A 19,344-nucleotide genomic window follows, 5' to 3' on the forward strand; every position below is an offset into this window, starting at 1 on the left:
TTTACAGTGTCGAAGTCAGTTCCGGGACGATCTCGAACAGGTCACCGATCAGGCCGTAATCGGCCACCTGGAAGATAGGTGCTTCTTCGTCCTTGTTGATGGCGACAATGACCTTGGAGTCCTTCATGCCGGCCAGGTGCTGGATCGCGCCGGAGATACCGACGGCGATGTACAGCTGCGGCGCGACGATCTTGCCGGTCTGGCCGACCTGCATGTCGTTGGGCACGAAGCCTGCGTCGACCGCCGCACGCGAAGCGCCGACCGCAGCGCCGAGCTTGTCGGCCAGGCTATACAGGTGGCTGAAGTTGTCTCCGTTGCCCATGCCACGTCCGCCCGACACTACGATCTTGGCGGCGGTCAGCTCGGGGCGGTCGGACTTGGCCAGTGCTTCGCCGACAAATGCCGACAGGCCTGCATCTGCAGCGTCAGCCAGGGTCTCGATTGGCGCGTCGCCGCCTTCTGCCGCTGCGGCTTCAAAGCCTGTGGAGCGCACGGTGATCACCTTGACCGCGGCGCTCGATTGCACGGTGGCAATGGCGTTACCGGCGTAGATGGGACGCTTGAAGGTGTCAGCGGACTCGACCGAAATGATCTCTGAGATCTGGTCGACATCCAGCAGCGCAGCTACCCGCGGCAGGAGGTTCTTGCCGTTGCTGGTGGCCGGGGCCAGCACGTGGGTGAAATCGCGGCCAAGGTTGGCCACCAAGGGCGCCACGTTCTCTGCAAGCTGATGGGCGTAGGCGGCATCGTCAGCCAGCAGCACTTTGCTCACCCCAGCGCACTGTGCGGCGGCGAACGCCACACCGGCCACGTCCTGGCCGGCTACCAGCACCAGGATGTCAGCGCCGATCTGGCGAGCGGCGGCCAGGGTGTGCAGGGTAGGGGCGGCAAGGGTGTGATTGTCGTGTTCAGCAACTACCAGAATGCTCATCAGATCACCTTCGCTTCGTTCTTCAGCTTTTCGATCAGTTCGGCCACCGAATTGACCTTGATGCCCGCGCTGCGGGCAGCCGGGGCTTCAACTTTCACGGTCTTGTTGGTGGAGGCGAGCGAAACGCCCAGCGCGTCTGGCGTGACGGTCTCCAGCGGCTTCTTCTTGGCCTTCATGATGTTCGGCAGCGACGCGTAGCGCGGCTCGTTGAGGCGCAAGTCGGTGGTGACGATAGCCGGCAGGTTCAGCGCGACGGTCTGCAGACCCCCGTCGATTTCGCGGGTGACGTTAAGCTTGTCGCCAGCAACGATCACCTTGGAGGCGAAGGTGCCCTGGGCGTAGCCGGTCAGCGCGGCCAGCATCTGGCCAGTCTGGTTGTTGTCGCTGTCGATGGCCTGCTTGCCGAGGATGACCAGCTGCGGCTGTTCTTTGTCGACAACGGCTTTCAGCGCCTTGGCCACTGCCAGGGAGTTCAGCTCATCGGCGGCCTCCACCAGAATGGCGCGGTCAGCGCCCAGCGCCAGTGCGGTGCGCAGTTGCTCCTGGGCGGTACTCGGGCCGACGGAAACGACGACGATTTCGGTACCGGCGCTTTTCTCTTTGAGGCGCACGGACTCTTCCACGGCGATCTCGCAGAAGGGATTCATGGACATCTTGACGTTCGCAAGGTCGACGCCGGAGTTGTCCGCTTTGACGCGAACCTTGACGTTGTAGTCGACCACTCGTTTGATTGCGACCAGCACTTTCATAGGCAGGGATACTCTGTGTTCAATCGATGGCAACGGGCGTGAAAAAAACGGGGTCAGATGACCCCTGAAGCGCGCAGTTGCTGTATGCGTTCATGGGGCAGGCCGAGCTCGGCAAGGATGCTTTCGCTGTGCTGGCCCAGCGCCGGCACCGGATCCATGCGCGGTGCATAGGCGTTGCTGGTGGCCGGCGGCAGCAGGCTGGGCACGGGCCCGGCGGCGGTGTCGATGCGCCGCCAGCGGTCGCGGGCCTGCAGTTGCGGGTGGGCCCAGACGCCCTGCATGTCATTGACCTTGGCGTTGGCGATGCTGGCGCCATCGAGGCGCCCGATCACCGTTGCAAAGTCCAGCGCGGCGAAGGCCTCGACGATCAGCCCGCGCAGCGCATCTCGGTTGCTCACGCGCTTGAAGTTGGCGCTGAAGCGCTTGTCACTGGCCAGCGCCGGTTGCTGCAACACTTGTTCGCAGAACAGCTGCCACTCGCGCTCGTTCTGCAGGCCCAGCATGACGGTGCTGCCGTCGCCCACCGGAAAGGGGCCGTACGGGTAGATGGTGGCGTGCGCCGCGCCAGCACGTGACGGTGGTGCGGCCCCCTCGTACGCGTAGTAGAGCGGGTAGTTCATCCACTCGACTAAAGCCTCGAGCATGGACACTTCCACCTGGCTACCGACGCCGGTCTTTTCCCGTAGCAGCACCGCCGAAAGGATCCCGGTATAGGCATACATGCCCGCGGCGATATCAGCGATCGAGTTGCCGGCCTTGGCCATCCCGTCCTCCCCTGGCCCGCCGGTGACCGACAGGAAGCCGCCTTCGCTCTGGATCAGCAGGTCGTAGGCTTTTTTCTGTTGATAAGGGCCGCCCGCGCCGTAGCCGGAGATATCGCAAACGATCAGCCGCGGGAAGCGCGCGTGCAGCGCCTCGAAGCTCAACCCCAGGCGCGCGGCAGCACCCGGTGCCAGGTTCTGCACCAGCACATCGGCCTGCTCCAGGAGCTGGTCGAGCACCTCGCCGGCGATTTCCTGCTTGAGGTCCAAGGCCAGGCTCTCTTTCGAGCGGTTGGTCCACACGAAATGCGAGGCCAGACCGTTGACCCGCTGGTCGTAGCCCCGGGCGAAGTCGCCACTGCCGGGGCGCTCCACCTTGATGACCCGGGCTCCGAGATCAGCCAGCTGACGCGTGCAGAAGGGCGCCGCGATCGCGTGCTCGAGGCTGATGACGGTAATGCCGTCAAGGGGGCGGATGGGCTGGCTCATGGTAGTTGTCTCTCTTGTCATGGCAGGCCCCCGTGAGTAACGGGGGTGGTCGGGATCAGAACGAGCGTGGCAGCTCCAACAGGTGCTCGGCCACGTAGGACAGGATCAGGTTGGTCGAGATCGGCGCGACCTGGTACAGGCGGGTTTCACGGAACTTGCGCTCGACGTCGTATTCGTTGGCAAAGCCGAAGCCGCCGTGGGTCTGCAGGCAGGCGTTGGCCGCCTCCCAGCTGGCCTTGGCCGCCAGGTACTTGGCCATGTTGGCGGCAGCCCCGGCATTGCGTCCGCTGTCGTATTCGGCGCAGGCGCGCCAGCGCATCAAATCGGCCGCTTCGATCTCGATATGGGCCTCGGCGATGGGGAACTGCACGCCTTGGTTTTGGCCGATCGGCCGGCCGAACACCTCGCGGTCGCGGGCGTACTGGCTGGCTTTCTCGACGAACCAACGGCCATCGCCGATGCATTCGGCGGCAATCAGGGTGCGCTCCGCGTTAAGGCCGTCGAGGATGTAGCGGAAGCCCTTGCCTTCTTCGCCGATCAGGCTGCTGGCGGGGATTTCCAGGTTATCGAAAAACAACTCGTTGGTTTCGTGGTTGACCAGGTTGGCGATCGGTTGCACGGTCAGGCCGTTGCCGATGGCCTCGCGCAGGTCGACCAGGAAGATCGACATGCCATCGACCTTTTTCGTCACCTCGGCGAGCGGGGTGGTGCGTGCCAGCAGGATCATCAGGTCTGAGTGCTGCACACGCGAGATCCACACCTTCTGGCCATTGACCACGTACTTGTCGCCCTGGCGAACCGCGGTGGTCTTGATCTTGGTGGTGTCGGTTCCGGTAGACGGCTCGGTCACGGCCATCGACTGAAGGCGCAGCTCGCCGCTGGCCAGTTTGGGCAGGTAATAGCGTTTTTGCTCTTCGCTGCCGTTTCGCAGCAAGGTGAACATGTTGTACATCTGGCCATGGATGGTGCCGGAGTTGCCGCCGCAGGCATTGACCTCCTCGAGAATCACCGAGGCCTCGGCCAGGCCCAGACCAGAGCCGCCGAACGCCTCCGGAATCATCGCCGACAGCCAGCCCGCGTCGGTCATGGCCTTGACGAAGGCTTCAGGGAAGCCCTTTTCCTCGTCGATCTTGCGCCAGTATTCGGCCGGGAAATCGCCGCACAGGGCGCGCACACCCTCACGAATGGCGTTGAGGTCTTCACTGTTGTTGTCGTGCATCATCATTCTCCTGGGGGGGCCGGGCCGGCAGCGTCATCGTGGTTCGGCCGCCGACCGGCCCTGTAACACGGTCAGATGGGCTGCAAGCCCAGGGCGGCGCGGAAGCGGTTCTTGATGTACTGGCCATCGCGCGGCGGCAGTACGCGGGGTGGGTTCTCGGCCTTGATCTTCACCGTCGCCAGCTTGACGCCGTCACGGTTGGCGAAACGCTCGCGCAACGCATGCACACCGTCCATCTCACGGATTTCCTGAGTCCAGGTAAAACCGCACGTGGCGGCGACCTGGTCCAGTTGAATGCCGAACCCGGCGTGACTGACCTGCATGCCGGTCTCGCCGAAGTGGCCGTTATCCAGCACCACGATGGTCAGGTTCTTTGGCTGCTGCAGGGCAACCGTAGCCAGGGCGCCAAAGCCCATCAGCAGTTCGCCGTCGCCGGTGACCACCACCACGCTTTTGTTCGGCTGCGCATTGGCAAGGCCCAGCCCCACGGTGATGGCGCTGCCCATGGCCGCCCAGAGGTAGTAGTTGTTGGCGTGATCGCCTGCGGCCATCACATCGTAGGAGGCCGAGCCCAAGCCGGTGACCACCAACACATCGTCGCGATCGGCGAGCAAGGTACGGACGACTTCACGGCGGCACAGCACGTGGTTGGCGCTTACTTGACCCATTTCTTTTCTCCGATCAGACGCTGGCCGAGCAGCAGGGCAGTGGCGGCATCGCCGTTGAAGGCCATGGTGGCGGCGCCGTGCAGCAGTGGCGCGACGTCTTCTGGCTGGTCTGCGCGCCAGGTCATCACCTTCATCAGGTTCAGCGAGGCTTCGGTGGCCTGGCCCATGGGGTTCTGCCAAGCGTTGAACTCGGCCCAGTCGCCACGCATGGTGACCACCATCAACAGCGGGAAGCCGGCGCAGTTCTGTAAAGCGAGGGTGTTGATGCAGTTGCCGACGCCGCTCGACTGCATCAGGAGGGCGCCGCGTTCGCCGCCCAGCCAGGCGCCGGCCAGGTAGCCAATGCCTTCTTCTTCGGTGGTGAGCACAACGGCCTTGATTTCGGGGTCGGCGTAGGCCATGCGGATGGCTGCCGAGTGGCCGGCATCCGGGACGAATACGATGTGCTTGACGTCATGGGCCTTGAGAACGCGAAACACGTCCTCTTGCCAGTTCTGTTCGGCTTCTTGCGATGACATGGGGTCTCTCCCGGCAGTGCTGCTTTTGTTTTTCTTCATCATGGGGGGAGTTGTGGGGCACGACGACTACCGTTTTTTTCTTTGAGATATGCCGTGGCGGCATAGGTCAACGTTCGCTTCGACACGCTGCCGCGCCTACCCAGCTATGGCTCGCGTAGCAGGGGCAGTCGTTATAGAAAGCAGGCATAGCTGATAGACACCCGCAGCGCTTATGGGGCGCGGGCGAAGACGTTAGGTTATCGACTCGGTCGCGGCCGCGCCGCCATCGAATCAAAACAACAATAAGATCGAGGGCCAACCATGTTGCTTCGTTACCTGCGCACGCTCGCCAGGTGGCTCACTGCAGAGCCGCCATTGGCCGATACGCCATCCTCGTCCTGCCGGTTCCGGAACCTTGCACTGTCCTATTTCGTTCCGTAGTTCACTGCCCTGGCGGTGACGGACCCTATTTGCTTGAATACAGGTGCTCAATGAAATTCAGACTACCGTTGGCGGGCTGGATACTGCTGGCCATGTTTCTTGGCGTGCTGATCGGCTACGTTATTTTTCTCACCAGCCCGGACAAGGCCGCTGCCGCCCACACCGCCGGGTACATCTCGGTCATCTCGGACGTGTTCCTGAGGCTGATCAAGATGCTGATCGGGCCGCTGGTGTTTTCCACCCTGGTGGTAGGCATCGCCCACATGGGCGATGCCGGTGCAGTGGGCCGGGTGTTCGGCAAAGCCATGGTGTGGTTCTTGACGGCCTCGCTGCTGTCGCTGGCGGTAGGCTTGATGATGGCCAACCTCCTGCAACCAGGGCTGCACCTGGCACTACCGCTGCCGGATGTGAGTGAAACCACTTCGCTGCAGACTTCTGCCTTTACCCTCAAGGCCTTTGTCACCCACCTGGTGCCCAGATCATTCGCCGAGGCCTTGGCCAACAACGAGATTCTGCAGATCGTGGTGTTCTCGCTGTTCTTCGGGGTCGCCTTGGCGGCGCTGGGCGAAAAAGCCAAGGGCCTGGTGCGCCTGGCCGATGAGCTGGCGCAAGCCATGCTGCTCATCACCGGCTACGTCATGAAGCTGGCGCCCTTGGCAGTCATGGCGGCCATGGCCGCCACGGTGGCGGTCAATGGCTTGTCGATCCTGGCTACGTTCGCGGTGTTCATGCGCGACTTCTATCTGGGCCTGTTTCTGCTGTGGGTGTTGCTGGTGCTGGCCGGGGCGATGTTCCTGGGCCGGCGGGTGTTCGCCTTGCTGGTACTTATCAAGGAGGCTTTCCTGCTGGCGTTCGCCACGGCCAGCTCCGAATCGGCCTACCCCAAACTCCTCGCCGCGCTGGACCGTTTCGGGGTCAGCCGCAAGATTTCCAGTTTCGTGATGCCCATGGGCTACTCCTTCAACCTCGACGGCTCGATGATGTACTGCACCTTCGCCGTGCTGTTCATCGCCCAGGCGTACGGGATCGAGATGACCCTCGGCACGCAGATCCTTATGTTGCTGACCTTGATGCTGACCTCCAAGGGACTCGCTGGGGTGCCTCGGGCATCGCTTGTAGTAATTGCCGCTACCCTGGTGCAGTTCGATATTCCTGAAGCGGGGCTGCTGTTGATTCTGGGTATCGACACCTTCCTCGACATGGGGCGCTCGGCTACCAACGCCGTGGGTAATTCGATTGCCACCGCAGTGGTGGCCAAGTGGGAAGGGGAGTTGCAGGCGCCGGACGTGCAGCCGGTAAACCCGCGTGCTGCTGCCCCGCAAGCAGATCGGTCAACGGCTTGAGGCAAGCGCTTGGCACAGGTGTTGGCCGACGGCATGTCAATCGAGCTCTAACTGCTATGCTCAAATGCTATAGCTGGCGCCCGAGGCTATCTTTAAACTGCAAAATACGCCGTTTTAGAGGCGCTCTTTTACCTGCCAGTGGTTGACCGATGGATGTAACGCAACTCAAAACCCTGATCCACGTGGCTGAGCTGGGCAGCTTGAGCAAGGCGTCGGACCGGCTGCATGTGGCACAACCGGCGTTGAGCCGGCAGATACGTCAGCTGGAAAAGGAACTGGGCGTCTACCTGTTCGAGCGCCATGGCCGTGGGATGGAAATCACCGCGGCGGGGCTCGAGGTGCTCGAACGGGCCACCCGTATCATGAACGAGCTGGAATCCATTCGTACCTCGGTGGCCGGCGGCCGGGCAGCCTTTCGCGGCATGGTCGCCATCGGTACCACGCCGACCATCGCCGAGATCGTCACGGTGCCGCTGGTCAAGCGTATCAGCGACACCCACCCGGACCTCTCCATCCGCTTTTCATCGGCCTTCAGCGGCTACCTGCTGGATTGGTTACAGCGCGGCGAACTGGAGCTGGCTATCTCCTACGATCCGCAGCCCCTGCATACCCTGCGCATTGAACCGGTGATGATGGAGAACCTGGTCCTGGTCGGCCCTCCCGAATCGGGGCTCAACCTCGATGCGGCGGTTCCTTTCGCGCAGTTGGCCAGTGAACCGATGGTCTTGCCCAGCCCCCGCCATGGGCTGCGCAAGATCATGGACCAATGCGCCCTGGAGCGCGGCTTCAAGATCACCACCAGCGTCGAGGCGGATTCGTTTGGCGCGATGATCGACTTGGTGCGCAATGGGTTTGGCTACACCGCATTGCCTTTGGCATCGATCTACTCGCGGTTGAACGACGGCACACTGTGCGCCGCTGCGCTGGTAGACCCTACGCCTATGCGCAAACTGGTGCTGGTGCTGCCTGCCGACCGCCAGGTGAGCCCGGCGACCCGCTATGTCGGCCAGACCTTCGTCGACATCGCCTCGCAACGGGTGGCTGAAGGCATCTGGGCCGGGCACATGCTCTGACGCAGCAGCGCCCAGCTATTCAATTGAAGCATAACTGCTAGAGGGCAGCGGGTCTGGCCGCTCTCCAGGCGAGGGCGTAGTTTTGCTCGGGAGTAAAAGTCAGCGAGCGTTCGCCGACTTGGAAAATAATAAATCCCAGAAGGTACTCCCCCATGATGCGCTTTTCATCGTCCTGCGTTTTGCCGCCTGCTTTTGCCTGCCAAGACTCCCAGCCAGTAGATCGAACGTAAACCCAACGCTGTCATTCCTGCCTTGCGTTCGCCTCAGATCTGGAGTTACCCCATGCACGCCAACAATAACAATGCCGCTGCGCCTGATATTCGCAACCTGACCAACCGCCAACGGATCCGCGCCATTCTCGGTGCCTGCTCCGGGAACCTGGTGGAGTGGTACGATTTCTTCATCTACGCCTACACCTCGATCTACTTCGCCGCTCTGTTCTTCCCCCAGGGCGACCAGACCACGCAGTTGCTGGCGACTGCTGGGATCTTCGCCGTTGGCTTCTTCATGCGCCCCTTGGGCGGGTGGATCTTCGGCTACTTGGCCGACACCCGTGGCCGCAAGTTTTCCATGATCATCTCCGTGTTCCTGATGTGTGGCGGCTCGCTGATGATTGCCGTGTTGCCCACTTACGAGACCATTGGCATGGCAGCCCCAGTGCTGCTGCTGGTTGCCCGTCTGATGCAAGGGCTCTCGGTCGGTGCGGAATACGGCACCGGGGCCACCTACATCAGCGAAGTTTCCCGCAAGGGCAAGCGCTGCTTCTTTGGCTCGTTCCAGTACTTCACCATCATCGCCGGCCAGCTTCTGGCGCTGCTGACGGTGGTGGTGCTGCAGAATGTGCTGCCGATCGAAGCGCTCAAGGCCTGGGGCTGGCGGATTCCGTTCTTCATCGGTGCGCTCAGTGCACTGGTGGTGGTCTACCTGCGCCGCTCGATGCTGGAAACTGCCCATGCCCAGGGCGCCAAACATAAGGAAGCCGGCTCGATCAAGGCGCTGCTGAAGCACAAGAAAGCCGTGCTGCTGACCATTGCGATCACGGCCGGTTGCTCGCTGCATTTCTACACATTCTCCACTTACATGCAGAAGTACCTGGTGGTGTCGGCCGGCTTCGACCCCTCGACGGTCAGCTTCATCATGACCGCCGCGCTGTTGGTATTCATGTGCCTGCAGCCGGTGTTCGGAATGATGGCCGACCGGATCGGCTCGCGTAACAGCATGATTGCCTTCGGCTTGCTGTCGAGCCTGTTGATCGTGCCGTTGCTCACGGGCCTCAAAAGCGTCAGCAACCCGTACGAGGCCTTTGCGCTGGTCATGCTCGGGCTGTTGATTGCGGCGTTCTATACGCCAGTGACCGGCGTGCTCAAGGCTGACCTTTATCCCGCCACCGTGCGCGCGCTGGGGGTGGGATTGCCTTACGCGCTGGGCAATGCGCTGTGCGGCGGCACGGCCGAGTACGTGGCGCTGTCATTGCGCGGCGCGGGGGTGGAGTCGTACTTCTACTACTACGTGGCGGCCATGAGCGCCATCACGCTGCTGGCTGCCGTGCTCATGCCCGACCTGCGCAAACATGGCTACCTCGACGGCACCGGGGCGGTGGAGGAGAACACCGGCCTGCGCGGCCGCCCGGCCTACTCCAACGTTCAAGGCTGAGCCCAGGCCCGGGCAGGCGGCTGACAGAACCCCTCTGATTCTTGCACCCTGTGCGGGCAGGGGGGCTCACGGATCAATGCGAATTGAAACGTGCAAGCAAGGCATCGGATCAGGCAAACAAGCCCCAATCGGCGTTTCTATAATGACCTCCAATGAACCGTAGGTGGTGCGCTTGAGCGCATTCGGTTGCGAGTGCCTGACCTACGTTTCTGCATTCGCCTTACGCACTGAGGCACGCTGCCAATCCTGAGGTCTTCTCATGCAAAACGTTCAGTTCAAACATCGCAACATCGTGATGGCTGGCAACCTCTACTTGCCACCGGCATTCCTCGAAAGCCGAGCGTATCCTGCGATCATCACCGTGCATCCAGGAGGCGGCGTCAAGGAGCAGACCGCAGGCACCTATGCCCGGTTGTTGGCTGAGCAGGGTTTCGTCACCTTGGCCTTCGATGCTTCCTATCAGGGCGAAAGTGGCGGCGAGCCGCACTTTTTGGATGAACCGATGAATCGCGTGGCCGACGTCTATAGCGCGGTCGATTACCTGACCACCCTTGGGTTTGTCGATGCCAGCCGCATTGGTGTGCTGGGCATCTGTGCCGGTGGCGGTTTTGCAGCCAAAGCCGCCTCGGTGGATCGCCGAATCAAGGCATTGGCCACCGCTAGCGCCGTCAACGTTGGCTCCGCAACCCGCAAAGGCTGGGAAGGCAAGGGCTCGATCAACGATCTGCTGCCAGTGCTCGAAGCCTTGGCTGGGCAGCGTACGGCCGAGGCGTCCGGTTCCGAGCCTGTCTATGCGCCTTACGTTCCACCGTTGGGCGACACTAAAGCGCCCCGCGACTTGCAGGAAGCTGCCGATTATTACCTGACGCCCCGTGCCCAGCATCCTAATGCACAGAACAAGATGCTGATGAATGGCCTCGGCGCCTGGGTAGCTTTTGATGCCTTCGATCTGGTCGATCAGTTGTTGACTCAACCACTGCTGGCCATCGCCGGCAGCGAAGCTGGTTCGTTGTGGCACAGTGAAGAGCTGCACGCCAAGGCGCGGGGAGAAAAGAACCTGGTCGTACTCGATGGCCTGGCACACATGGACCTGTACGACGGGTCGGGTGTGGGAATAGCCATGCAGCATCTGACGCGATTTTTCCAGGCAAGTATCTGAGGCAGGACGCAGGGAGCCTTCTTGTGTCCTATGACAGGCAGCCTGCGTCGGCTACGACAGTGCTATGAACATCCAGGCAGAATTGGGCAGGGACCTCGCTGGAATGGGCAAGGCAGCAGGTGAGTTCATTTTTATACTGCTCACTCCAGACCTGCGTCCTATGGAATCATCCACGTGAAGCACCCTCGACTGTTCCGCGCTCCGATCAACGACCACGGCCACTCACCGCAGTCCAGCCTGGGACGTTTTCACAACCTGTCACCACGCCCTGTGGACATGCCCGAGCCAGACGCCAAGGTCATCTGGAACGCGCTGTTCAACAAACCTCGGTCCACGGTGCCACGTGCTCCGGTACCGGTGCTGCAACTCACGCGAGAGCAGCTCGATAGCGCGCCAGACGCCAGCCTGTACCGCTTGGGGCACTCAACGGTGTTGTTCAAGCTTGAAGGTGGATGGTGGTTGACTGACCCTGTATTTTCCAAGCGAGCATCTCCGCTGCCTTTCGCCGGCCCCAAGCGTTTTCATTCCCCACCCCTGACGCTGGATGAGCTGCCGCCTATTCGCGGTGTGATTCTGTCCCATGATCACTACGACCATTTGGATCGGGCGACAATCAAGGCCCTGGCTCCTAAAGTGGATCTGTTCCTTACGCCGCTGGGTGTTGGTGATCGTCTGCTCGCTTGGGGGGGGCCGCCAGCCAAGGTCCGTCAGCTGGATTGGTGGCAAGGCATCGAAGCAGGAAAGCTGCGGATGACTGCTACCCCGGCTCAGCATTTTTCCGGGCGAGGCTTTCGTGACGGCAACCGCACGTTGTGGTGCTCATGGGTGATCGAGGCGCCGACGCTGCGGCTGTTTTTCAGTGGGGACACTGGCTATTTCGATGGCTTCGCCGAGATAGGCCGTCGCTTTGGTCCGTTCGACCTGACGCTTATGGAAACCGGGGCCTACGATGAGCATTGGCCCTATGTGCACATGCATCCACGGCAGACGGTCCAGGCCCACCGTGACTTGCGCGGGCATTGGCTACTGCCGATTCACAACGGTACCTTCGACTTGGCCTTGCATGCCTGGTATGAACCTTTCGAGCAAGTGCTGAAATGGGCAGCCGACCAGCACGTGCCGGTGGCGACTCCACGGATGGGGGAGAGGATCGACTTGTCGGCACCAGTAGCTGGCGCACGGTGGTGGCGCGAGGTGGTTGAGCGAGAGCAGCAAGACGGAAAGCATCAGCAGGGTCATCTTCAAGCCGGTGACGAGCCGAGCTAAGTGATGAAAAAGCGGCATTCCAGGGCTGGGGTGCCCTTTTTACAGCAGCTACGAGTGGATTACAGTGGACACACCGGGGGCGGGACTGGCGCAGAACGTGCAATCCCTCACCCATTTGCGCAACTTATGCTTTGGGCTCGTCCCAGTCGCTATGCGTCGCAGCAGTCAGCGCATCCCAGTCATCAGGAGGGTTGCCGCGGCCCAGCATCTTCTCGAATACGGCGTATGGATCGGATTTGCTGCCTGCGGACCGTAGGGTATTTTCATCGTTGACCCATGCGTAAACGATGACCTTGGATCTTGAGTCGTAGCGAAAGAACAGCCGAAAGCGCCTGCCGATTTTTGCGCGGCGCCAATGTCTGTAGGCGGTGCCAAGCGTGTTGCCTTGGCGGAACTCATCACGGCCTGGGTCGGCAGGCACAGCCTCCATGATCAGATAGCTCAATGCCCGAAACAGCTTGACGTTGGCGTTGCTCTCAAAACCTTGCGGATCGTTCTGCTCGGCCCGGGCGGCGGCTTCTTGCAATTTGCGTAGCTGTAAAGTCACACCTTCATGGAACAACAGTGTCCAGCCATGTCGCAGCATCAGATCGCGACCTCACCATCGATATCTTCGTCCAGGTTAACGCAGTGGTTTGCGTTGGCGAGCATGGTTTGCGCCAAGTCTTCCGGCAGGGTGGTGAGGTTGCGTCCGCTTCGGATGTCAGCCTCCAGCAAACCTAGGAACGCACCGATGGCAGGGTCTTCATGGATGGTTTCTACGCGGCTGACCACGACTTCCCCCGCGCGTACGTCGAATGCGATTTTGCCTCCAGTATCAATGCCCAAAAGCTGGCGAACGGATTTGGGCACTGTGACCTGCCCCTTCGAGGTCAACGTGGCGATTTCGTGGATGGCAGGCATGAGCGTTCTCCCGGATGTATTGATTGAATGGTAAGGAATAATCCTTACGTGGTCAATCTTGGTTTCTGCTGATCGACCGAAAGCGCTGAGCATCTTCGGTTAGGGCATCCTTTTCAAACCATCCAAGACATGCCCTCAAATCACCCCGGGTAGGGTGACTTCTACGGAAGCAGGTGCGGCTACGCTGAAGCGTCAGAGAGATGAAGAAGGGCGGCTTACATCGAGCGTTGTTGGTGCACCAGTTCGATGACTTTTACTATCTCGCTAAAGCTCTCGATGACATGATCTGCACCCTCCGCTTCCAGGCGATGACGTGGCACTTGGGATGCGAAAGCAATCACGGTGAGGCCAGCCGCAACTGCAGCCTGTACGCCAGGTATGGAGTCTTCCACAACGATGCACTCTGAGGCATTCAGCCTGAGCTCACCGACAGCTCTCAAATAGACATCAGGCGCCGGCTTTGGCCTTGACTTGCCTGTGGTGGGGGAGTGGAAAGAGGAAAAATGCTCACGCAGCCCGGTTTTGCCTAGGACGAATTCGATGTGGCCGACACTGGCATTCGAAACAATGAATTTGGGAAACGCTAGGTTTCGTAGGGTCTGCGCCACACCTGAGATTGCCACCAGCTCTGCTTCGAGCAAGGGGCGTAGTGTGGAAACAATTTGCTGGGGAAGGTCATCCGGTAGCGCTTTGCCGAAGAGACTTTCCAATCGCTCCAGGCAGTGGGCTCTCGTGAATCCCAGGAACTCTTCAACCCAGATTTCCGGGGTGAGCTCCAACGACAGCGCGTCCTTCGCCACCTTCTGAAATGCACTGAAAGCCAGTCGCTCGCTATCGACTAGGGTGCCATCGCAGTCGAAAAGTAAATTCATGACTTGCTGATTCCTCATGGTCTTGAGAGGGCCTGGAGCAGAGTGGATTTGCGCGCGGATGAGAACGTTAGAGGCGGCTATACAAATTGTCAAATTCTAGACGAAAGCGACCTTAATCCCATCATCCTTCTCCAGGCTCTAGAGGTCACTCGGTATCGTTTGGCCTGCAATATGCCTGATTTCACTGGCTGAGCGCCCTCTGATTGGATGACAAACGGCGGCATGCACAGCATTTACAAATAGTCTAAAACTGGATAATGTGTCTGGAAAAGTGATGTGATTTTTTCAGGCGCAGAAGAATGTCCAAGATCGAAACGCTCAAAATTCTGGATAGGGACAGCGTCAATGCGCTGGTTCTACCCGAGCAGATTCTCTTTGCGGTACGTGAGGCCTTCTACCTGCACAGTGCAGGCGAGGGGCAGGTTTTCCCTATCGTGAGAGAAGCGCTCAGTACCGGTGGAATTTTCGGGATCAAGTCTGGTGGAATCTCTAGTCAGGGTGTTTTGGGGTTCAAGGCTGCTGGCTTCTGGCCTACCAATCGAGCGCTGGGCGGGGAACCGCATCAGGCCACCATTCTGCTCATTGATCCTGCGACTGGTCGTCCACTCTGCATGATCGATGGCAACACCATTACGACCCTGCGAACGGGTGCTGCCGGAGCACTGGGATTGGAAATTCTGGCCCGACGCGACAGCGCCAAGCTGACTGTGTTCGGTACTGGCGTTCAAGCGACCATTCAAGTGGACTACGCGTTGAGAGTCATGCCAGGCATCAAATCTGTTACTTACCTGACCTTTGACGGCCAGCCGAGTCCTGAGTTTGAGGCGCAGTTTTCCAAGCGCTGCTCAGTCAAGCACAGCGCATCGTCGAATGACGCGGTCTCTAGCAGTGACGTAGTCATTACCGCGACTCCAGGTGGCCAGGTGCTGTTCGATCTGGAGGCTGTCAAACCTGGCACGCATATCAATTGCGTGGGAGCAGACACCAAAGGTAAGCGTGAGGCACCGGAAGGGCTACTGGCGAAAGCGACGGTCATTGTTGATGACCGCGACCAAGCGACCCAAATGGGTGAGACCCAATGGGCTTCTTCACTACCGGTGATCGAAATCGGAGACCTACTGACAGGGAAAGTTGAATTCTCACGAAGCGCTGATGAGATCACGGTCTTCGACATGACCGGGTTGGCGCTTCAAGACCTGACGGTGGCGCGGCTACTGTTCGAGCAAGCAAAGATCGAGGGTGTGGGCCACGATATTTCCTGGCCCTGGTAATTAGTAGAGGACTCAAGCCATGCAAATAACCTTGCCAACCTATCAGGATGTCGTCGACGCTGCCGAGCGCCTTAAAGGCGTTGCGAATGTCACGCCAGTTCTGACCTCCCGCACCATCAATACAGAGGTCGGCGCTGAGATTTTCTTCAAATGTGAAAACTATCAGCGGACTGGCTCTTTCAAATTCAGGGGTGCCTTTAATTCACTGGCCAAGTTCAGTGATGAGCAGCGCAAAGCTGGCGTTGTGGCGTTTTCCTCAGGTAACCACGCTCAGGGTATTGCGCTGGCGGCCTCGATCTTGCACATCCCCGCCACTATCGTCATGCCCACGGATGCACCTGCGGCCAAGGTCGCAGCCACCCAGGGATACGGCGCGGAAGTCGTCTTCTATGACCGCTACACTGAAGACCGTGAGGTAATTGGCCGGTCGCTTGCTGATCAGCAGGGTATGACCTTGATCCCGTCCTACGATCATCCAGACGTTCTGTCGGGTCAGGGAACCGCAGCCAAAGAACTTATCGAGAGTGTGGGTGATCTTGATGTGCTTTTCGTCGGTTTGGGGGGGGGTGGGATGTTATCAGGTACCACGCTTTCCACCCGCGCACTCTCGCCTGGCTGCACCTTGATTGGCGTTGAGCCGCAAGCAGGAAATGATGGGCAACGGTCTTTCAATTCTGGCGAGATCGTACATATCGATACCCCGGATACGATTGCTGACGGTGCTCAGACGCAACACCTGGGTAACTACACATTCCCGATCATCCTGAATGGCGTAAACCGAATTGAAACGGTGAGCGACGAGGAGTTGGTGGCGGCGATGAAGTTCTTTGCCCAGCGCATGAAAATGGTGGTTGAGCCGACGGGTTGTTTGGGGCTGGCTGCTGTTCGCAAGTTTAAGGAAGAACTGAAAGGCAGGCGTGTCGGAGTGATCATTACTGGTGGCAATATCGACATTGACAAGTTTGGCCGTTTTCTACAGTCGTAATTTTATTAAGTTTTGAGTGGTAATGCCTTTCGGGCGCAAATTGCGCCTGATGGCAAAGCGTTGCCGAAATATAAACGTTCGTGTGTTTCAGCCTAAACAAGATGGCCCTGCTCGACAGGGTTTCTAATAATAAGAGGTGCATATGAAAAGCCGCTTTCTTGTAAAAGCGATTGTGATCGCTATGGTGCTCGGTGTAGCACTTGGAGGCACCCTTCATAGTCAGCTGGATACGGCCAGTGCGAAGGCGTTCTCTACGTACCTCAACCTGGTGACTGACGTCTTCCTTCGACTGATCAAGATGGTCATTGCTCCACTCGTGCTTGCAACGCTCGTTACCGGGGTGGCCAGCATGTCTGGTAGCGGCTCGATAGGGCGTGTTGGTTTCAAGGCTATAACGTGGTTCTTGGTGGCCTCACTGATCTCGCTTGGCATCGGCCTGGTGCTCGCCAATCTGTTCCAGCCTGGCGCCGGACTGAATCTGACTGTTGACGCCAACCAGGCAGTGAACACTGGTTTGAGCGCCGGGTCTCTGAGTCTTCCTGTGTTCCTGTCGCATGTATTCCCTCGAAGCATCATCGAGGCAATGGGCAGCAACGAGGTGCTCCAGATCGTTGTCTTCTCGCTATTCTTCGGCAGCGCATTGGCCTTTGTGAAAGGCAAAGGGAAGTCGCTGATCGTCGATGTACTCGAAGAGCTCGCGAACGTCATGTTCAAGGTGACTGACTACGTGATGTACGTAGCGCCATTTGCCGTTTTCGCCGCGATTGCCTCCACCGTGACGGTACACGGCCTAGATATGGTCATGACCTTCGGAAAGATGGTCGCAGAATTCTTCCTCGGTATCGCATTGCTTTGGCTGATGATTTCGTTGGCAGGGTACTTGGCGCTCGGGCAGCGGATGAGGCCTTTGCTGTCTCACCTGCGCGAGCCTGTCCTGATTGCGTTCTCCACTGCGAGCAGCGAAGCGGCCTATCCAAAAACGATTGCAGCACTCGAAAAATTCGGCGCGAACAAGCGCGTGACCAGCTTCGTACTACCTCTGGGTTACTCGTTCAATCTTGACGGCTCGATGATGTACCAAGCCTTCATCGTCATGTTCATCGCCCAGGCCTATAACGTCGAGATGACCTTTGCTCACCAGATCGTAGTGCTACTTACTTTGTTGGTAATCAGCAAGGGCACGGCAGGTGTCGCTCGTGGTTCGCTGGTTGTCCTAGCCGCAGGTTTGCCGATGATCGGGCTGCCTGAGGCGGGCTTGCTGTTGATCCTGGCTGTCGACCCGATTCTGGACATGGGCCGTACTGCGACGAATGTCTTTGGGTGCGGCGTTGCAACTGCCGCTATTGGCCGGCACGGCAATCAAGAGGAAGAGGCCTCAGTCGAAGGCACTCCCCAACAGTCGGCGCAGGCAATTTGAACTCACCCCGCTCAAACAAGAACAAGAGAAGCGAAATGATGACTATCACTTTCCTGAGCTCCACCATCCGTAAGTCGCTTGTGCAGAAGCTGCGTACAGCAGTCGTGGCGTCACTCGCGGTTGGTCTGGTCGTTGGGGCTCCGGTGTACGCTCAAGAGAACCCCATGAATACATCCACCCAAAAAGCGGCATTGCCTCGTGTTCTCCTGCTAGCCACCGGCGGCACGATTGCTGGATCAGCCGACAGCCGTGGTAGCGGCGCCTACAACGCTGGCGCCATTGGTGCACAGCAACTGATCTCATCGGTTGCTGGCTTGGGTGAGCTGGCGTCCTTGTCAGCGGAGCAGGTTGCCTCCATCGGATCTCAAGACATGACCGATGATGTCTGGTTCAAGTTGGCCCATCGGATTCAGGAGGCCTTCGATAAACACGAGGCGGATTCGGTTGTCATCACGCATGGCACCGACACCATGGAAGAGACAGCTTACTTCCTGAGCCTGGTGCTGAAAACGGACAAGCCGGTTGTGCTGGTAGGCTCAATGCGTCCCGCTACGGCCCTTGGCGCGGATGGGCCGGCCAACATCTACCAGGCGGTACAGGTTGCGGTTGATAGGCAGTCCATCGGGCGTGGTGTATTGGTGGTCATGAATGATCAGATCGATAGCGCACGCGGCGTCACAAAGACCCACAGCACCAGTGTGCAAACCATGCAGTCCCCAAACCTTGGCTCACAGGGCTACGTGGATCTCGGGCATGTCCGGTTCCTTCAACCGGTTCAGCCTAGCCAATTGTTAACTCTCCCCAAAGCAGCGCCGTTGCCCCGTGTAGAGATCATTTACAGCCACAGCAATATGGATGCGAGCCAGATCGAGCACGCTATAGCCGATAAAGCCAAAGGCATCATTCTGGCGGGAATGGGGGATGGCAATACCTCGAAGGCGGCATTGGCCGCGCTGGAAAAGGCCGCCTCCCAAGGCATCGTGGTCGTTCGGTCTACTCGCGTGAGCAAAGGCTATGTCAACCGCGATGTCGAGGTGGATGATTCCAAAAGCGGCTTCGTTGCCTCCATGGATCTGAATCCTCAAAAGGCTCGGGTGCTTACGCAATTGCTCATTGCCAATGGCATTACCGACCCAGTGAAGGTTCAAGAAGCCTTCTTGAACGGCCACTGACTCACATCACAAGCCGGGCTGAGTCGATAGCTCAGCCCGGCTCCCTTCAAAAGGTTATCCATGAAATTCATCAGCACCACCGACGCTTCTACTCCGGCAGGGCATTACTCCCAAGGCGTGGTTCATCAAGGATCTCTGTACATCTCCGGGCAACTGCCAGTGAGTCCAGATGGCACTCATAACACTGAGGCTTCGTTCGCTGAGCAGACTCAGTTGGCTTTGAACAACCTCATCGCAATTCTCGAAGCTGCAGGCTGCAGCACTGCTGATTTGGTCAAGGTCACCGTCTATGTCGCAGGCGTGAAGCATTGGCCAGCATTCGACCTGATCTACTCTGAAACGTTGGGGAGCCATCGCCCGGCGCGAGCCGTTGTCCCTGTGCCGGAACTGCACCATGGGTACCTGGTTGAGATCGAGGCCGTTGCACGTGTAATGGCGGCTGGCTGAGCCGCTGCCAGCCTCGCCAGTTTCTGCA

General features: G+C 59.3%; 19 protein-coding genes. 10 read left to right on the forward strand and 9 right to left on the reverse strand.

The genetic code is table 11. The features are described from left to right. Nucleotide 1: 1 nt before the first annotated feature. The 6 genes from ACNFBR_RS16850 to ACNFBR_RS16875 all read right to left on the reverse strand — a co-directional run bounded on the left by ACNFBR_RS16850 (nucleotide 2) and on the right by ACNFBR_RS16875 (nucleotide 5,335). The gene (locus ACNFBR_RS16850) at nucleotides 2–931 is read right to left on the reverse strand and encodes an electron transfer flavoprotein subunit alpha/FixB family protein (RefSeq protein ID WP_416735971.1); all 930 of its coding nucleotides are present in this window, start codon (nucleotides 929–931) and stop codon (nucleotides 2–4) included. Beyond that, nucleotides 931–1,680, reverse strand: a complete 750-nt coding sequence (locus tag ACNFBR_RS16855) for an electron transfer flavoprotein subunit beta/FixA family protein (RefSeq protein WP_416735972.1) — start codon at nucleotides 1,678–1,680, stop codon at nucleotides 931–933. Before ACNFBR_RS16855 ends, ACNFBR_RS16850 begins: the two co-directional genes overlap by 1 nt. A gap of 53 nt (nucleotides 1,681–1,733) precedes the next feature. Further along, on the reverse strand, nucleotides 1,734–2,930 hold the full coding sequence (locus ACNFBR_RS16860) for a CaiB/BaiF CoA transferase family protein (protein WP_416735973.1): 1,197 nt from the start codon (nucleotides 2,928–2,930) through the stop codon (nucleotides 1,734–1,736). Nucleotides 2,931–2,985: 55 nt separating this feature from the next. Continuing rightward, complete coding sequence (locus ACNFBR_RS16865; protein WP_416735974.1) at nucleotides 2,986–4,149, reverse strand: acyl-CoA dehydrogenase family protein; 1,164 nt, start codon at nucleotides 4,147–4,149, stop codon at nucleotides 2,986–2,988. A gap of 71 nt (nucleotides 4,150–4,220) precedes the next feature. Then, nucleotides 4,221–4,817: a thiamine pyrophosphate-dependent enzyme gene (locus tag ACNFBR_RS16870; protein ID WP_416735975.1), complete on the reverse strand. Its 597-nt coding sequence runs from the start codon at nucleotides 4,815–4,817 to the stop codon at nucleotides 4,221–4,223. Next, nucleotides 4,805–5,335, reverse strand: coding sequence for a thiamine pyrophosphate-binding protein (locus tag ACNFBR_RS16875; protein ID WP_416735976.1), 531 nt, complete (start codon nucleotides 5,333–5,335; stop codon nucleotides 4,805–4,807). The genes ACNFBR_RS16870 and ACNFBR_RS16875 overlap by 13 nt, the downstream gene beginning before the upstream one ends. A 470-nt stretch (nucleotides 5,336–5,805) precedes the next feature. Here ACNFBR_RS16875 and ACNFBR_RS16880 point away from each other — a divergent pair, with 470 nt between their 5' ends. The 5 genes from ACNFBR_RS16880 (at nucleotide 5,806) to ACNFBR_RS16900 (ending at nucleotide 12,249) form a co-directional block, all read left to right on the forward strand. Beyond that, the gene (locus ACNFBR_RS16880; RefSeq protein ID WP_416735977.1) at nucleotides 5,806–7,098 is read left to right on the forward strand and encodes a dicarboxylate/amino acid:cation symporter; all 1,293 of its coding nucleotides are present in this window, start codon (nucleotides 5,806–5,808) and stop codon (nucleotides 7,096–7,098) included. A gap of 149 nt (nucleotides 7,099–7,247) precedes the next feature. Further along, nucleotides 7,248–8,171, forward strand: coding sequence for a LysR family transcriptional regulator (locus tag ACNFBR_RS16885; protein ID WP_416735978.1), 924 nt, complete (start codon nucleotides 7,248–7,250; stop codon nucleotides 8,169–8,171). A 282-nt stretch (nucleotides 8,172–8,453) separates the two neighbouring features. Beyond that, entirely contained in the window at nucleotides 8,454–9,824 is a 1,371-nt protein-coding gene (locus ACNFBR_RS16890; protein WP_416735979.1) for an MFS family transporter, read from the forward strand. A 259-nt stretch (nucleotides 9,825–10,083) separates the two neighbouring features. After that, the gene (locus ACNFBR_RS16895) at nucleotides 10,084–10,983 is read left to right on the forward strand and encodes an alpha/beta hydrolase (RefSeq protein ID WP_416735980.1); all 900 of its coding nucleotides are present in this window, start codon (nucleotides 10,084–10,086) and stop codon (nucleotides 10,981–10,983) included. A 189-nt stretch (nucleotides 10,984–11,172) separates the two neighbouring features. Continuing rightward, nucleotides 11,173–12,249 carry an MBL fold metallo-hydrolase gene (locus tag ACNFBR_RS16900; RefSeq protein WP_416736061.1) on the forward strand — a complete coding sequence of 359 codons (1,077 nt, stop codon included), beginning with the start codon at nucleotides 11,173–11,175 and terminating at the stop codon, nucleotides 12,247–12,249. A gap of 124 nt (nucleotides 12,250–12,373) precedes the next feature. On the opposite strand, the gene ACNFBR_RS16905 is transcribed toward ACNFBR_RS16900, so the two are convergent. The 3 genes from ACNFBR_RS16905 to ACNFBR_RS16915 form a co-directional block, all read right to left on the reverse strand. Continuing rightward, nucleotides 12,374–12,835 carry a type II toxin-antitoxin system YhaV family toxin gene (locus ACNFBR_RS16905; RefSeq protein WP_416735981.1) on the reverse strand — a complete coding sequence of 154 codons (462 nt, stop codon included), beginning with the start codon at nucleotides 12,833–12,835 and terminating at the stop codon, nucleotides 12,374–12,376. Beyond that, nucleotides 12,835–13,152, reverse strand: a complete 318-nt coding sequence (locus ACNFBR_RS16910) for a type II toxin-antitoxin system PrlF family antitoxin (protein WP_416735982.1) — start codon at nucleotides 13,150–13,152, stop codon at nucleotides 12,835–12,837. Before ACNFBR_RS16910 ends, ACNFBR_RS16905 begins: the two co-directional genes overlap by 1 nt. Before the next feature lie 215 nt (nucleotides 13,153–13,367). Beyond that, nucleotides 13,368–14,024, reverse strand: a complete 657-nt coding sequence (locus tag ACNFBR_RS16915; RefSeq protein ID WP_416735983.1) for an HAD family hydrolase — start codon at nucleotides 14,022–14,024, stop codon at nucleotides 13,368–13,370. 299 nt (nucleotides 14,025–14,323) lie between these two features. Between ACNFBR_RS16915 and ACNFBR_RS16920 the strand changes: the two genes are divergently transcribed. The 5 genes from ACNFBR_RS16920 to ACNFBR_RS16940 all read left to right on the forward strand — a co-directional run bounded on the left by ACNFBR_RS16920 (nucleotide 14,324) and on the right by ACNFBR_RS16940 (nucleotide 19,316). Next, a complete protein-coding gene (locus ACNFBR_RS16920) occupies nucleotides 14,324–15,295 on the forward strand; it encodes an ornithine cyclodeaminase family protein (RefSeq protein ID WP_416735984.1) in 972 nt (323 codons plus the stop codon). Nucleotides 15,296–15,314: 19 nt separating this feature from the next. Beyond that, complete coding sequence (locus tag ACNFBR_RS16925) at nucleotides 15,315–16,280, forward strand: threo-3-hydroxy-L-aspartate ammonia-lyase (protein WP_416735985.1); 966 nt, start codon at nucleotides 15,315–15,317, stop codon at nucleotides 16,278–16,280. A 142-nt stretch (nucleotides 16,281–16,422) separates the two neighbouring features. Continuing rightward, nucleotides 16,423–17,697: a dicarboxylate/amino acid:cation symporter gene (locus ACNFBR_RS16930; RefSeq protein WP_416735986.1), complete on the forward strand. Its 1,275-nt coding sequence runs from the start codon at nucleotides 16,423–16,425 to the stop codon at nucleotides 17,695–17,697. Between the two features lie 35 nt (nucleotides 17,698–17,732). Continuing rightward, on the forward strand, nucleotides 17,733–18,869 hold the full coding sequence (locus tag ACNFBR_RS16935) for an asparaginase (protein WP_416735987.1): 1,137 nt from the start codon (nucleotides 17,733–17,735) through the stop codon (nucleotides 18,867–18,869). Between the two features lie 60 nt (nucleotides 18,870–18,929). Continuing rightward, complete coding sequence (locus tag ACNFBR_RS16940) at nucleotides 18,930–19,316, forward strand: RidA family protein (RefSeq protein WP_416735988.1); 387 nt, start codon at nucleotides 18,930–18,932, stop codon at nucleotides 19,314–19,316. The last annotated feature ends 28 nt before the right edge of the window (nucleotides 19,317–19,344 follow it).

This window comes from Pseudomonas sp. NY11955, from assembly GCF_048068035.1.
In the GTDB taxonomy this organism is placed as follows: Bacteria; Pseudomonadota; Gammaproteobacteria; order Pseudomonadales; family Pseudomonadaceae; genus Aquipseudomonas.

Excerpts from the sequence above, each read along its gene's own strand:
- ACNFBR_RS16855 (WP_416735972.1), bottom strand. The coding sequence starts at position 1,680 with ATGAAAGTGCTGGTCGCAATCAAACGAGTGGTCGACTACAACGTCAAG.
- ACNFBR_RS16865 (WP_416735974.1), bottom strand. The coding sequence starts at position 4,149 with ATGCACGACAACAACAGTGAAGACCTCAACGCCATTCGTGAGGGTGTG.
- ACNFBR_RS16920 (WP_416735984.1), top strand. The coding sequence starts at position 14,324 with ATGTCCAAGATCGAAACGCTCAAAATTCTGGATAGGGACAGCGTCAAT.
- ACNFBR_RS16870 (WP_416735975.1), bottom strand. The coding sequence starts at position 4,817 with ATGGGTCAAGTAAGCGCCAACCACGTGCTGTGCCGCCGTGAAGTCGTC.
- ACNFBR_RS16910 (WP_416735982.1), bottom strand. The coding sequence starts at position 13,152 with ATGCCTGCCATCCACGAAATCGCCACGTTGACCTCGAAGGGGCAGGTC.
- ACNFBR_RS16905 (WP_416735981.1), bottom strand. The coding sequence starts at position 12,835 with ATGCTGCGACATGGCTGGACACTGTTGTTCCATGAAGGTGTGACTTTA.
- ACNFBR_RS16940 (WP_416735988.1), top strand. The coding sequence starts at position 18,930 with ATGAAATTCATCAGCACCACCGACGCTTCTACTCCGGCAGGGCATTAC.
- ACNFBR_RS16915 (WP_416735983.1), bottom strand. The coding sequence starts at position 14,024 with ATGAATTTACTTTTCGACTGCGATGGCACCCTAGTCGATAGCGAGCGA.
- ACNFBR_RS16925 (WP_416735985.1), top strand. The coding sequence starts at position 15,315 with ATGCAAATAACCTTGCCAACCTATCAGGATGTCGTCGACGCTGCCGAG.
- ACNFBR_RS16895 (WP_416735980.1), top strand. The coding sequence starts at position 10,084 with ATGCAAAACGTTCAGTTCAAACATCGCAACATCGTGATGGCTGGCAAC.
- ACNFBR_RS16880 (WP_416735977.1), top strand. The coding sequence starts at position 5,806 with ATGAAATTCAGACTACCGTTGGCGGGCTGGATACTGCTGGCCATGTTT.
- ACNFBR_RS16930 (WP_416735986.1), top strand. The coding sequence starts at position 16,423 with ATGAAAAGCCGCTTTCTTGTAAAAGCGATTGTGATCGCTATGGTGCTC.
- ACNFBR_RS16875 (WP_416735976.1), bottom strand. The coding sequence starts at position 5,335 with ATGTCATCGCAAGAAGCCGAACAGAACTGGCAAGAGGACGTGTTTCGC.
- ACNFBR_RS16850 (WP_416735971.1), bottom strand. The coding sequence starts at position 931 with ATGAGCATTCTGGTAGTTGCTGAACACGACAATCACACCCTTGCCGCC.
- ACNFBR_RS16890 (WP_416735979.1), top strand. The coding sequence starts at position 8,454 with ATGCACGCCAACAATAACAATGCCGCTGCGCCTGATATTCGCAACCTG.
- ACNFBR_RS16885 (WP_416735978.1), top strand. The coding sequence starts at position 7,248 with ATGGATGTAACGCAACTCAAAACCCTGATCCACGTGGCTGAGCTGGGC.
- ACNFBR_RS16860 (WP_416735973.1), bottom strand. The coding sequence starts at position 2,930 with ATGAGCCAGCCCATCCGCCCCCTTGACGGCATTACCGTCATCAGCCTC.
- ACNFBR_RS16935 (WP_416735987.1), top strand. The coding sequence starts at position 17,733 with ATGATGACTATCACTTTCCTGAGCTCCACCATCCGTAAGTCGCTTGTG.